Source organism: Actinomyces sp. oral taxon 171 str. F0337 (assembly GCF_005696555.1).
Classification (GTDB): domain Bacteria; phylum Actinomycetota; class Actinomycetes; order Actinomycetales; family Actinomycetaceae; genus Actinomyces; species Actinomyces oris_E.
In genome coordinates, this window is record NZ_CP040005.1 from 1332934 (window position 1) to 1346640 (window position 13707).

The 13707-nt window shown below is 69.4% G+C and carries 10 protein-coding genes; 5 read left to right on the forward strand and 5 right to left on the reverse strand.

All coding sequences use genetic code 11. The features are described from left to right. Positions 1-66 precede the first annotated feature (66 nt). Positions 67-1227, reverse strand: a complete 1161-nt coding sequence (locus FBF36_RS05935) for a polyprenyl synthetase family protein (RefSeq protein WP_009393387.1) — start codon at positions 1225-1227, stop codon at positions 67-69. Between the two features lie 225 nt (positions 1228-1452). On the opposite strand from FBF36_RS05935, the gene FBF36_RS13725 reads away from it, so the two are divergent. Beyond that, positions 1453-3081, forward strand: a complete 1629-nt coding sequence (locus FBF36_RS13725; protein WP_034490973.1) for an RNA polymerase sigma factor — start codon at positions 1453-1455, stop codon at positions 3079-3081. A 149-nt stretch (positions 3082-3230) separates the two neighbouring features. Here the strand turns inward: FBF36_RS13725 and FBF36_RS05945 are convergent, their stop codons facing one another. Further along, a complete protein-coding gene (locus tag FBF36_RS05945) occupies positions 3231-3641 on the reverse strand; it encodes a rhodanese-like domain-containing protein (RefSeq protein ID WP_034490970.1) in 411 nt (136 codons plus the stop codon). 223 nt (positions 3642-3864) lie between these two features. Further along, positions 3865-4137 carry a hypothetical protein gene (locus FBF36_RS05950; RefSeq protein WP_009393383.1) on the reverse strand — a complete coding sequence of 91 codons (273 nt, stop codon included), beginning with the start codon at positions 4135-4137 and terminating at the stop codon, positions 3865-3867. A gap of 194 nt (positions 4138-4331) precedes the next feature. On the opposite strand from FBF36_RS05950, the gene FBF36_RS05955 reads away from it, so the two are divergent. The 3 genes from FBF36_RS05955 to FBF36_RS05965 all read left to right on the forward strand — a co-directional run bounded on the left by FBF36_RS05955 (position 4332) and on the right by FBF36_RS05965 (position 8645). Continuing rightward, the gene (locus FBF36_RS05955) at positions 4332-5108 is read left to right on the forward strand and encodes a hypothetical protein (RefSeq protein ID WP_009393382.1); all 777 of its coding nucleotides are present in this window, start codon (positions 4332-4334) and stop codon (positions 5106-5108) included. 103 nt (positions 5109-5211) lie between these two features. Then, positions 5212-7464, forward strand: coding sequence for a DNA gyrase/topoisomerase IV subunit B (locus FBF36_RS05960; protein ID WP_009393376.1), 2253 nt, complete (start codon positions 5212-5214; stop codon positions 7462-7464). A 128-nt stretch (positions 7465-7592) separates the two neighbouring features. Continuing rightward, positions 7593-8645 (forward strand): GNAT family N-acetyltransferase, encoded by a 1053-nt coding sequence (locus tag FBF36_RS05965; RefSeq protein WP_034490969.1) that lies wholly within the window; start codon positions 7593-7595, stop codon positions 8643-8645. Between the two features lie 25 nt (positions 8646-8670). Here FBF36_RS05965 and FBF36_RS05970 read toward each other — a convergent pair whose 3' ends face one another. Then, positions 8671-10314 (reverse strand): amidohydrolase, encoded by a 1644-nt coding sequence (locus tag FBF36_RS05970; RefSeq protein ID WP_009393373.1) that lies wholly within the window; start codon positions 10312-10314, stop codon positions 8671-8673. Positions 10315-10383: 69 nt separating this feature from the next. Next, positions 10384-12933 (reverse strand): DNA topoisomerase (ATP-hydrolyzing) subunit A, encoded by a 2550-nt coding sequence (locus FBF36_RS05975; protein ID WP_009393372.1) that lies wholly within the window; start codon positions 12931-12933, stop codon positions 10384-10386. Between the two features lie 151 nt (positions 12934-13084). Here FBF36_RS05975 and FBF36_RS05980 point away from each other — a divergent pair, with 151 nt between their 5' ends. Continuing rightward, positions 13085-13705, forward strand: coding sequence for a DUF5998 family protein (locus FBF36_RS05980; protein ID WP_034490981.1), 621 nt, complete (start codon positions 13085-13087; stop codon positions 13703-13705). The last annotated feature ends 2 nt before the right edge of the window (positions 13706-13707 follow it).

The window sequence follows — 13707 nt, forward strand, 5'->3', positions numbered from 1 at the left end:
CCGGATCAGGCGCGTAGTCGGGTAGTACTGCCCACCCGGTGGGCTGTCCTCGTTTCCTCTGCCGGATCAGGAGACTCGGTGTGTCAGCAGGTCCGCCAGGACCGTCAGGTCCTCCAGGGATGCGGTGCTCACCACGCCCTCGCTCCGGAGCTGTTCCAGCGCCCGGCTTCCGGCATTGCGGTGCGTGGTGATGATCTCCTCGTGCGCGGCGCGCGCACCGCAGTCCTCGATGAGAGCGGCGACCTCACCGATCTGCTCCGGCGTGGCCTCGGGATTGGCCAGGACGCTGCCGAGCAGCCGCCGGCCTGCGTCGCCGCAGCGCCCCCAGGTCAGGGCCAGCAGCACCGTGCGCTTGCCCTCGCGCAGGTCGTCTCCGGCCGGCTTTCCAGTCGCCTGCGGCGAGCCGAAGACGCCCAGCTCGTCGTCGCGCAGCTGGAAGGCGATACCGACGTCCTCTCCGAAGGCGGCCAGGTGCTCGGCGGTGGGCCCGCTCGGGTCCAGGCCGGCTAAGAGGGCGCCGATGAGCAGCGGGTGGCGCACCGAGTACCGGGCCGCCTTGTGACGCACGACCGACAGGGCGTCGTCGTGCATGCGCCTGGCCGCGGCGCCCGGCTCCCGGTCCCACGGCAGGGGCAGGTTCTCGCTGCGCACATCGAGGAACTGGCCCAGGGCCACCTCGGTGGTCATGGCGTCGAAGGCCGTCCGGGCGTACTGGACCGTTCTGCTTCCGGTCTCACAGGAGACGCGCGACTGCGACAGCGCACTCATCTCCTCGCCGGCCAGGGACAGCAGGAGATCGCCGAGCAGGATGGCGCCATTGGCCCCGAAGGTCTGCGGGCGTCCCAGCCAGCCTCGGGCCTCATGGTCCCGGGTGAAGGCGCGGTGCGCCGCGGGCATACCCCGCCGAGTGTCGGCGCCGTCCATGAGATCGTCGTGAACCAGGGCGCTGGCCTGGTAGAGCTCCAGCGCCGCACCCAGATGGACGGCGTCGGAACCCGTCAGGCACTCGGCTCGCTGCTCCGGGGCGCTCAGGATCGCGCAGCCGATGGCTCCCAGGACGGCCCTCATGCGCTTGCCCCCGCTCAGGACGCTGCTGGCGGCCCCGAGCAGCTCCGGCGCGGCCTGTCCCAGGTCCTCCCAACGCCGGCGGCAGTCCTCCAGGACCTCTGTCAGACGGTGCTCGACGGCGGGACGGATACGGCCCAGGGCCGCAGGCAGCGCACTCATGACCGCCAGGGTAGACCCAGGGCAGACGTCAGGAGGGGCGGTGACTCTTCCGGCAGTGGTTTTGCCGCAGCGCGACGCCGACTGCGAACAAGATGAGGTCGCACTAAGTCATCGGTGCGGAGATCCTGGGGAATAAACGCTACAATTCTGGGGTTGCCTGCTGTGCCGGATCGGGTTCCCATACCCCGTCACCGGCTGTCCGCCCGCCCACGCGAAAGGAACTCCGTGGCTTCTTCCACAGTGACGCGCTCCAGTACCGAGCTCACTGACGACGTCGACGAGACCCCGCTCGACGACGAGGACTTCGACCTCGACGACGAAGGAGACGACACCGACTACGACGACGAGGACTACGAGGACGACGAGGACTCCTCTGATGAGGACGAGGACCAGGATGATGACTCCGAGGCGCAGACCGTCCAGGAGGATGACGGCCCGGCTCCCGAGCTGCGCGACTACTACCTGGATGTGAGCCTGGAGGAGAACGGCGACGGTTCCAAGCGCAGCCCCTTCAACAACCCCGCCTCGCTCAAAGGCGTCCGCCTGGCTCCGGGGGCGACTCTCTTCGTGCGCTCGCGCACGGTCGTGGAGAACCTGGAGATCGCCGGCCACGGCACCCTCGAGGAGCCCATCACGCTGGCTCCCTACGGCCATGGCCCGGTGCCCCGGTTCGTCATGGGAGACTCCGCCCCGATGGTGGCGCGAGACTACCTCGCGCAGAACGGCTACATCTTCCGCGGCTGGGTCATCAAGGGCATCAAGATGCAGCCCTCCATCGCGGCCCTGACCGGTGAGCTCGAGCGCATGCGCCGGGAGGAAGCGGAGAGGGCCGCCTCCAAGAGGTCCGGTAAGCGCAGCAAGTCCCAGGACAAGGACGGCTCCTTCACCGTCTCCGACTCCGACGAGGGCGACGAGCCCGCCCAGCGGGTCGTCACCGCCGGTGCCACCGCGGACCCGGTCAAGGACTACCTCAAGCAGATCGGTAAGGTCGCGCTGCTGAACGCCGAGCAGGAGGTCGAGCTCGCCAAGCGCATCGAGGCCGGTCTCTACGCCGAGCACCGCCTGGCTGAGAAGGGCAACGACCTGCCGGCCAAGCTGCGTCGCGAGCTGCACTGGGTGGCCCAGGACGGCCAGAGGGCCAAGAACCACCTGCTGGAGGCCAACCTGCGACTGGTGGTCTCCCTGGCCAAGCGCTACACGGGGCGTGGCATGCTTTTCCTGGACCTCATCCAGGAGGGCAACCTGGGCCTCATCCGCGCCGTGGAGAAGTTCGACTACACCAAGGGCTTCAAGTTCTCCACCTACGCCACCTGGTGGATCCGCCAGGCCATCACCCGCGCGATGGCGGACCAGGCCCGCACCATCCGCATCCCGGTGCACATGGTCGAGGTCATCAACAAGCTCGCCCGCGTGCAGCGCCAGATGCTCCAGGACCTGGGACGTGAGCCCACCCCGGAGGAGCTGGCCGTCGAGCTGGATATGACCCCGGAGAAGGTGGTCGAGGTTCAGAAGTACGGACGCGAGCCGATCTCCCTGCACACGCCGCTGGGTGAGGACGGGGACTCCGAGTTCGGCGACCTCATTGAGGACTCCGAGGCCGTGGTTCCGGCCGACGCGGTGAGCTTCACCCTTCTGCAGGAGCAGCTCCACGCCGTGCTGGACACCCTCTCGGAGCGTGAGGCCGGTGTGGTCTCCATGCGTTTCGGTCTGACCGATGGTCAGCCCAAGACCCTCGATGAGATCGGCAAGGTCTACGGGGTCACCCGGGAGCGCATCCGCCAGATCGAGTCCAAGACCATGTCCAAGCTGCGTCACCCCTCGCGCAGCCAGGTCCTGCGCGACTACCTGGACTGAGTGGACTCACCGGGCGAAGGAGCGTCCGGCTCACACGTGTCAACAACGGTGTCGGCCCCGGAACCGCATGGGTTCCGGGGCCGACGCCGTTGACATGAGTGACGCGGCCGGGCAGAAGGTCGTGGTGCCCGCCCGGTCTGGCCCTGACGTCAGCCGGTGACGACCTTGGCGCCGGTGGTCTTCTTGGCGGCGTCGAGGGTCCCCAGCTCGGTGACGCCGGCGAAGCCGGCGTTGCGCATGACGGCGCTGGCCATCTTGGGCTGGTCGGCGGAGCCGTAGAGCTGGTACTGGGAGCTGCGGTCCAGGCTCGAGATCTGGCTGGAGAAATCACCCGAGGAGAAGTCGTGGTTAACGGCACCCTCCAGGTGCCCCTTCTTGAAATCCTCGGCCGAACGCAGGTCGATGATAACGACGGGGCCGGTGGCCTTCGCGTCCGCCGGGGCGGTGTGTGCTGAGGGGGAGGCGCTGGAGCCGGTGGATCCGGAGCATCCGGAAAGCGCTAGCGCGCCGCAGAAGACGAGCAGGGCAGAGGCGGTCATGACGCGGAGGGGGCGTTTCACAGACAGTTCCTTTGGGGTATCACGCGGCTTCGTCGAGCCTGGATGAGGGGCAGAATGCTTCAATCAGCGTAAGGCTCTGTGCCGGGGGACTCGGGGCGGGAACAGGAGCAGGGCCTCAGGAACGAGGATATGCGGCATCCGGTAGAAAAGGGCTGTGATACTCAGTGAACCGCAGTGCCGACGTCAGTGAAAAAGTCCACGTCGGCCGGGGCTGCCGGCGGCATCAGCTGCCGGCGGTCAGGCTCGCGGTCTCGTCCTGGAACAGCAGGGCGACCTCCTTGAGGTTCTCTCCGTGCTTGCGGGCGTGGTGGCCGCAGAAGAAGAGCTCGCCGGTCAGCATGACGACTCGGACATAGGCCTGCGCGTCGCAGACGTCGCAGCGGTCGGCGGTGGTCAGCGGGCGCTCGGCGGAGTCGGCGGCAGGGGTGGTCTGCTCGTCCAGGGGGGTCACCGCCTGGGTGGCGGTCGAGGTTCCGGTTGTGCTCATGGAACGCATTGCATCATGACGCAGCCGCTCCCACCCGTCCGAGACGGCCGTTTCCGCCTGAGGCGCACGCGCTTTCGCCCACGGCGCACCCCTGCCATGGGGCACGTCACCGTGAAGTCGACCGATCGGGTGAATGCTGGAAGGCGGTAGCGGCGAGTCGTAGCGGCGAGTCAATGCGCAGGAATCGGGAGGGGACACGCAGGATGTCGGTGGTGCAGGAGTTCCGCGATCGTGAGATCGCACGCCTGGAGCGCTCGGGCTGGGTGACCAACAAGGCCCTTCGCCGGCGGCTGGAGGCGGTGGGGTTGCGGCCGCCCGCCGAGGTCGTCGCCCAGTGCCTGGATGAGGGCACGGGAATCGGAGGTGAGGTCGGTGCTCGCTGGGCGCGGGCCGAGCGCGCGGTGGCCCGTTTAAGGGAGTGCTTCGCCCCCTTCCGTTTCTCCGACGACGTCGACTACGGGCTCCTGGCCATCCCGACCGTCGACCGGCTCGACACCCGCGGCGCCATGGACCTCCGCGTCCGCCGCGGTCAGCAGCCCGATCTGATCGACGACCTCGTCGACCCGGCCCTGGGGGAGGGGGCTGACCTCGCCGCCTCCACCGGCACTGCCGGGACCACCCTGGGCAAGGACGGCTGGATGGTGGTGGCCGGCGTCGTCGGCCTGTACGGAATCTCGGCGGGGAGCCATGAGGACGTCACCGCCGCTCCCGCGGAGCTCTTCGAAGTCGACGGCGTCGATACCCGAGCCCTCATGACCCGTCAGATCTGGGGAGCCCGCCTCCTGCAGTGCCCGCCCGGACTCGTCCCCGATTCCGACTACGCCGAGCGGTGGACCTTCACGCTCTTCCCCGCCGAGGGGCTGGTCGATGGGCGGGCCGTCTCCGGCACCGTGCTCAAGAAGCGCGTACGCTTCCGGCTGGGCAAGGCGAACCGAGGGATCGGCAGCGCGCGGGTGAGCCCCGCCCTCCCGCTTGAATAGAGGTCCCAAGGGCCCCGGACATCGGCTGCATGACGTTTGACGCCACACGCCTGCCGCGGCGGGGCACAAGGCGCCGACGGCGCTGATCGGCTAGATTCCCAGCGTGCCCTCATCCGAGAACAAGACCAGCCGGGGCGACTACTCCGCCCGTCACCTCTCCGTCCTAGAGGGGCTCGAGGCCGTGCGCAAGCGCCCGGGAATGTACATCGGCTCCACTGACCAGCGCGGTCTCATGCACTGCGTGTGGGAGATCGTCGACAATGCCGTCGACGAGGCCCTCGAGGGGCACGGCGACGACATCTCGGTGACCGTCCATGACGATGGCTCCATCGAGGTGCGCGACAACGGGCGCGGCGTGCCCGTGGACATCGAGCCCTCCTCCGGCCTGACCGGCGTTGAGCTCGTCTACACCAAGCTGCACGCCGGCGGGAAGTTCGGCGGTGGCTCCTACGGCGCCGCCGGCGGCCTACACGGAGTGGGGGCGTCCGTCGTCAACGCCCTGGCCGAGCGCATGGACGTCGAGGTCGACCGCGGTGGCAAGACCTACGCCATGAGCTTCCACCGCGGCGAGCCCGGCATCTTCGACGACTCCGCCGGGCGCAGCCCCTCCTCACTCTTCACCGAGTTCACGAAGGCCTCCGAGCTGCGCGTCGTCGGCAAGGTGCGTCGCGGTGTGACCGGCACCCGGGTGCGCTACTGGGCCGACCCCCAGATCTTCCCCAAGCCCACCGAGTACGACGCCGCCGCCCTGCGCGCCCGGCTGCGGCAGACCAGCTTCCTCGTCCCGGGCCTCACTCTGCGCTTGGAGGACAAGCGCCCCGAGGCCGAAGCCATCGCCGCCTCCACCACGCCCGCCGCCGACGCCGGCGAGACCGACGACGCCGTCCACGAGGTCACCCTGCGGGCGGCCGCCAAGAACACCACCGAGAACCGCGGCGACCTGTTCGACACCGGTACTGACGACGGCGTCGAGGTCTTCCAGGCCCTGGGCGGAACCGCCGACTTCGTCGACTTCCTGGCCTCCGACGGCTCGGTCACCGACACCTTCCGTCTGACCGGTGAGGGCTCCTACACCGAGACCGTCCAGCAGCTCGACCGCGCCAGCGGGCACCTGCGGCCCGTCGAGGTCGAGCGCACCTGCATGGTCGATGTCGCGCTGCGGTGGGGGATCGGCTACGACACCACGGAGCGCTCCTTCGTCAACATCATTGCCACCCCCATGGGCGGCACCCACCTGACCGGATTCGAGCAGGCACTCACCAAGGTGCTGCGCAAGCGCATCGAGGCCGACTCCCGGGCCCTGAAGCTCACCTCCAAGGACGGACGCGTCGAGAAGGACGACATCATGGCGGGACTGACCGCCGTCATCACCGTGCGCGTGCCCGAGCCCCAGTTCGAGGGCCAGACCAAGGAGGTCCTGGGCACCGGGCCCGTGCGCCAGATCGTCTCCAAGGTGGTTGAGCGCGAGCTCACCGCCCTGCTGTCATCCTCCAAGCGGGACCTCAAGACCCAGGCGCGCGCCCTGGAGGAGAAGATCGTCGGCGAGATGCGCGCCCGCGTCTCGGCGCGCCTGCACAAGGAGATCACCCGCCGCAAGACGGCCCTGGAGACCTCCTCCCTGCCGGCCAAGCTCGCCGACTGCCGCAGCGACGACGTCGCCGCCTCTGAGCTGTTCATCGTCGAGGGCGACTCCGCCCTGGGAACCGCCAAGAACGCCCGCGACTCCGAGTTCCAGGCGCTCCTGCCGATCCGCGGCAAGATCCTCAACGTGCAGAAGGCCTCCCAGGCCGACATGCTGCGTAACGTCGAGTGCTCGGCCATCATCCAGGTGGTCGGTGCCGGCAGCGGACGCACCTTTGACCTGGAGGCCGCACGCTACGGCAAGGTCATTCTCATGACCGACGCCGACGTCGACGGCGCCCATATCCGCACCCTTCTGCTGACCCTCTTCTTCCGCTACATGCGCCCCATGATCGAGGCGGGTCGGGTATTCGCGGCCGTCCCGCCCCTGCACCGCATCGAGGTCTCCGGATCGGGGCGGCGCAAGAAGGAGATCATCTACACCTACTCGGACGAGGAGCTCGTCACCACCCTGCGCCGCCTGGAGCGCGCGGGCCGCAGCTTCAAGGAGCCCCAGCGTTACAAGGGCCTGGGGGAGATGGACGCCCATCAGCTCGCCGAGACCACCATGGAGCCCCAGCACCGCACCCTGCGGCGCATCACACTGGAGGATGAGGCCCAGGTCATGGAGGCCGAGTCCGTGTTCGAGCTCCTCATGGGCTCGTCGGTCGAGCCCCGCCGCGACTTCATCGTCGAGGGCGCCCGTGATGTTGATCGCGAGCGCATCGACGCCTGACCAACGCGCCAGGTATCGGCCGCTCCTTCAGGTAGTGTCAGTAACCTTCGTGTCACGGCCCGCCAGAGGTCGAGGCGCGCTGTTCGCTGACTGATCGTCATTCTTCGTCCTCATGAGGGAGGTGCGCTTTGGCACCCGGTTACGGTACCCGCCGGGCGGGATCCTCGCCGTGGCCCATTCTGCGCGCGGGGCCCCGCTCGTCCTTGTCGCGGGAGCTGGCCTGGCGGCCTCTGGGCCCGGAGGACAACCACGAGCTGGCCGCGCTCATCGCCCGGGCCGAGGAGGTTGACAACCCTCCCTACCGCACCAGTGAGCAGGAGACGGCTGAGTACTTCCTTGACCCCACCTACTCCGGGGTCGCCGGCCGCGACGTTGACGGTGTCATGCGGGCCTTCGGCCTGGTGCGGCTGCGTCCGGCCGGCGAGATCTACGCCTCCATGACCGGCACCGTTGATCCTGCCATGCGTAAGCGCGGCATCGGACGCGCCCTTCTGCACTGGCAGGCCGAGCGGGCCCGCCATCTCGTAGGTGCTGAACGGGCCGGCTCCGTGCCGGGAAGGGAATCGACCCAGGTCCCCGCCCATGTGGTCACCACCGTCCTGGAGGACGACAAGCGCATGCAGGGGCATCTTACGGACATGGGGTTTAAGCCGATGCGCTGGTACCGGGAGGTGCGCCGTTTCCTCGGTGACGAGATCCCCGAGGTGGACCTGGACGGCTTCATCACCATCGACCCGTGGACGCCCGAGATCGACGACGACGTCCGCCGTGCCTACAACCAGGCCATGGCCGAGACCTGGGAGACGGAGAACGTCACTCCTGAGGACTGGACCGCGGGCAGTGCCTACTTCGCCCCCCAGTGGAGCTTCGTGGCCATGGACCGATCCGGGGACCGGGCCCGCGTTGCCGGTTACCTGCGTTCGGGCCGCTATGAGCAGGACTGGGAGGCCCTGGGCTGGCGCGAGGGCTATACCGACGTGCTTGGGGTCCTGAGCGACTACCGCCATCGCCGGATCGGGCCCGCGCTGCTGGTGGCCGCCATGCGCGCCTACGCCGCCGACGGCATGGAGTATGCCGCCGCCGGTGTCGACACCGACAACCCCAGCGGCGCCGTGGACCTGTACGAGTCCCTGGGCTACGTGCCCACCCGCGGCACCATCCTCTACGCCCTCGACGTCTGAGCGGGGTACTTTCCGCTCGGGCGGTTCACCCTCGTAGGTGGGCCACGGCACCGGCCACCATGGTGGCCACGGGCTGCACACCCGCCAGCTCCTCAGCCCCGAGGCGCAGGGGGTCCTCGGCTAGGAGCACCAGGTCGGCCGGGGATCCCACCGCCACCGGGCCTGCCCCGTTGACGCTGGCCGCCAGCGCCTCCTCGGCTGTCAGCCGCTGGTCCGGCGACCACACCGAGCCATCCGGCGTCCGACGCCCCACTGCCGCCGACATGGCCAGCCATGGGTCCAGGGGCGCCACCGGCGCATCCGAGCCCAGCTGGAGCAGGGCCCCGGCGGACACCATGTCCCCGAAGGCGTAGGTGCGTTCCTCCAGACCCGGCCACACCCGGCTCACGGCCGCCCAGTCATCAATGAGGTGGGCCGGCTGAACCGACAGCTCGACGCCGCAGCCCACGAGGCGCCTGAGCGCCCCGTCGGGTTCGTCGAGGGCGTTGGCCGGCAGCAGCTGGGCGTGCTCCAGGCGCCCGGTGGCTCCCGAGTGCGCGAAGGCGGCGGCGACGTCGTCGACCGCCGCGTCCCCGATGGCATGGATGGCCATCTCGTAACCCTGCCGGGCGGCATGGGCCATGAGGTCGATGAGCTCGGCCCGGTCGATATTGACCACGCCGTGGGAGTGCTCCAGGCCCAGCTCAGTCGGGTAGGGCTCGCACATGTGCGCGCTGCCCGAGCCCATCGAGCCGTCGGCGATCACCTTGAGCGGCCCCTGAACCAGCACCGGGGAGCCGTCGGGCAGGTACGGGGAGCCGGCCAGCGCGGTCCCGGTGCGCAGGCCGCCGGCGATCCACCGCTCCAGCTTATCGCGGTAGACCCCGATACGGATACGGGGCAGCACCTCAGGAAGAACGCCCTGGGCCGTCATGGCCCGCATGCGCCGCGGCCAGTCATCGGGATCCTCCGACCAGCTCATGTCCACCACGCCGGTAATGCCCCGAGCCAGCATGTCGGCCAGGACTTGCCGGTAGCCGGACTCCCGCAGCTCGCGTATCCCCGGCACCTCGTCGAGCCGGTCCAGCAGAGCGAACCACGGGTCCTCCTTCATCGGTGCCCCAGGGTCCTGGGCACTGGCCCCCGGCAGGCCGAGAGCCCGCAGCGCCGCTGAGTTCAGCCACCCGGAGTGCACGTCCCCGGAGATGAGGAGCGTGGGAGTCTCCCCGGTGACCTCGTCGAGCTCAGCAACCGTGGGCACCCTGGGCCAGTTGGACAGACGGTGCCCGAATCCCTGGATCGTGGCCGGTTGCGAACCGGCCGGACGATCCCGTAGCGCCTGGACCACCAGCTCCAGAGCCTCTTCGGCACTGCGTGTGGCCAGCGTGTTGATGCGTGCCGAGCGCGCCGCCTCCATGTCCAGGTGGGCGTGAGCATCCCACAGACCGGGAATGAGGAAGGAACCATCGGCCTGAAGGACCCGTACCCCAGGAGCACTCAGCCCCCGCCCCACCTCGACGACCCGGCCGGCCTCGATACGCACATCAACGGGCTCAGGTGAGGGTGGCGGCGCGGCCAGGGCGCCGGGGGCCGAGCGACCCCGGCGCAGCGCCCCCAGCTCGGTACGGAACCGGAAGGGGACGATACGGACGTCCCTGATGAGCAGGTCTGCGGAGGGGTGATCGGCCATGGGCCACTTTAGGCACATCCTCCCTGCTCGCAGTGGATCTCCGGGGCACTCCTACCAGAGGAGGCCCTGTCAGCCGATTCCGATGATGGGAGCCGGCAGCGGTGAGCCGGAGCCGTCGCGCCGCTCATCAGGCTCCGGCAGCGTGACCGGCTGACCGCCCTCGCGCAGGGCCCGCGGCGGGGCCACACCCACCCAGGCCACCATCAGCTCGTCCTCACCGCGAAGGAAACGGTGAGAACGAACCCCGCCCGTGGCCCGGCCCTTAGCCGGGTAGCGATCCAACGGGGTGACCTTGACGCTGCCTCCGCCAGTGCCCGGAAGCGAGCCTTCGGAGCCCGTCACCGTCACCACCACCGCCTCGGCCAGCAGCTCCTCAGGAACCGCCGCACCGGCGATGACCCGGGCGCCCTCGTGCAGCGAGATCCCCGCCATACCGCCGGCACCACGGCCCTGCGGACGCACCTTGGCGGCCTGGAACCGCAGCAGCTGGGCGTCAGAGGTCACCATTGTCAGGAAGTCCGTGTCCGCCGCGGTGCCCGCGAAGACCACCCGGTCGCCCTCGGACAGGGAGATGACCTCCCAGCTCTCGGCGTTCCGGGGCTCGTCTCCGGGCTTGACCCGCTTGATGACACCTTCCGCCGTGGCCAGGACGATCGGCGGGTTGTCGGCCGATCCCACCGGAACCAGACCCACCACCTTCTCCTCCGGCTCGATGTCCACCAGCTGGCGAACCTGAGTCGCGCCGGCCAGCCCCGGGGCTCCCTCGGTGCGTGGCACCTCCGTAGTGGAGACGACGTCGAGCAGTACCAGCCGGCCGGTGTCGGTGACCGCGCCGATCCGTCCACGCGCCGTGGCGGACACCTGGGAGGTCAGTGCGTCGTGGGGCTGGCGCCGGCCGGTGCGGGCCACCGGCTCGGCGCCGGGAATACGCGCCACCAGCCCGGTGGCAGACAACACCACCCGGCACGGGTCGTCGGGGACAGTGAGCGGTACCGGGGAGGCGCTCGGCATGAGCGTCATCGGCTGAGCGGAGGCGCCGGTACGCTTCTCACCTCCACCTGAGGCGGTGGAGGCATCGTCCGGAGTCGCTGCGCTGCCGGCCGACGACGTCACCGGCTCACCGGAGGCCTCCAGCAGCACCGTGCGCCGCGGGGTGCCGAACTGCTCGGCCACGTCCGCCAGCTCACGGGAGACCACGCGCCGCAGCAGGACGTCATCGGCCAGGATCGCCTCGAGGGCCTCGATCTCGCGGGCCAGCTCGTCGCGCTCCTTCTCCAGCTCGATGACCGAGAACTTCGTGAGCCGGCGCAGCTGGAGCTCAAGGATGTAGCCGGCCTGCGGCTCGGTGAGGTCGAAGACCTGCATGAGCCTGGTGCGCGCCGTGGCGGCGTCGTCGGAGGAGCGGATGACGGCGATGACCTCGTCGATGTCGAGGATGGCGATGAGCAGGCCGTCCACCAGGTGGGCGCGCTCGCGACGCTTGCCCAGGCGGAACCGAGTGCGCCGGGTGACCACCGTGAGGCGGTGGCGCACGAATACATCCAGAAGCTCCCGCAGCCCCAGGGTGTGGGGCTGGCCGTCCACGAGGGAGACGTTGTTGATGCCGAAGGAGTCCTCCAACGGTGTGTGCTTGTAGAGCTGGGCCAGGACCGCCTCGGGGTTGTAGCCGTTCTTGACGCTGATGACCAGGCGGGTGCCGTGCCTGCGGTCAGTGAGGTCAGCAACGTCGGTGATGCCCTGGAGCTTCTTGGATCCCACTGCCTCCTTGATACGGGTAATGATCTTCTCCGGTCCCACCATGTAGGGCAGCTCCGTGACCACGATGCCCTTGCGGCGCGGGGAGACGGACTCCACGTGAGCGGTTGCCCGCGTGAGGAACTTCCCCCGTCCCGTGCGATAGGCCTCTCGGATCCCGTCCAGGCCCACGATCATGCCGCCGGCGGGCAGATCCGGCCCCGGCACGAAGGCCATGAGGTCCTCCAGGCTCGCCTCGGGGTGAGTCAGCAGGTGCCGGGCGGCGGCCACCACCTCCACGAGGTTGTGTGGTGGCATGTTCGTGGCCATACCCACCGCGATACCTGCCGCGCCGTTGACCAGCAGGTTCGGGAAGGCCGCCGGCAGCACCTCGGGCTCGGTGAGCGTGTAGTCGTAGTTGGGGGCGAAGTCGACCGTGTTCTCATCCAGGTCCGCCGTCAGCGCCAGGGCCGATGCGGCCAGGCGCGCCTCGGTGTAGCGGGGGGCCGCCGGGCCGTCGTCCAGGGAGCCGAAGTTGCCATGACCGTCGATGAGCGGCAGCCGCATCGTGAAGGGTTGGGCCAGGCGCACCAGCGCCTCGTAGATCGCGGTGTCGCCGTGGGGGTGGAGCCGCCCCATGACATCGCCCACGACCCGGGAGGACTTCACGTGCGGACGATCAGGACGCAGTCCCATCCGATCCATCTGGAACAGGATGCGACGCTGAACCGGCTTGAGCCCGTCACGGGCATCGGGCAGGGCACGCGCGTAGATGACGGAGTAGGCGTACTCCAGGAAGCTGGTGCGCATCTCCGTGGACAGGTCGAGATCGACGATCTCCCCGTCTGTCGGGGGAGGAGTCCGGGTGGTGGCAGACTTCGGCATGGGCGCATTCTCCGAGGAATCGGGCCGAAAACAAACCACGACACCCGGGCGTGACAGGTCAGACGCTTCTGCCCGGAGCGGCCGGCCGACCTTGAGCGAGGGGATACCGGCGCTCGACGATGAAGGGGCGGACGATGGCACAATGGCGACCATGACGACCCACTCTGGCCAGAACTCGGCCGCCGGTACCGCCTCGTGCGAGGCGTCGCAGGAGGCCTTCGCCGACCTGGTGCAGCAGGTGGAGCTCGCCGGCTACTATCCCGAGCTGGTGCTCGACACCCTCCGCCTGGCCGCGGGCGAGGAGGAGATCCTCTCCGGCATGGTCCAGGCCGAGACCACCTTCGCCGAGGCGGTCCACCGCCACCTGACCGTCCTGGCCCTGACCCCCACCCGTCTCATCATCGTCCACGTTGACGACACCCCCCGCGACGACGGCAGCCCCGGCGCACTGGCCACCAGCGAGGCCGTTCCGCTCAGCCGTATCCGCTCCATGGCCCTGACTCGCGGCGTCTCCGACCCGGCCCAGGGCGGCGGCACCCTCACCGAGATGACGATCGCGGTCTCCTGGGGCTCGGTGCGCCGTCTCGACATGGAGCCGGCCACCTGCGGCGACCCCGACTGCCAGGCCGACCACGGCATGACCGGCGTGTCCGTGCCCGACGACGTCGTCATCCGCGTGGCCGCGGGTGTGGAGGGCGCCGCCGCCCTGGCCCGCGCAGAGACCTTCGCCGGCCGGCTCTCCCAGATGGCGGCCCGCGCCGCCTCCCTGTGACG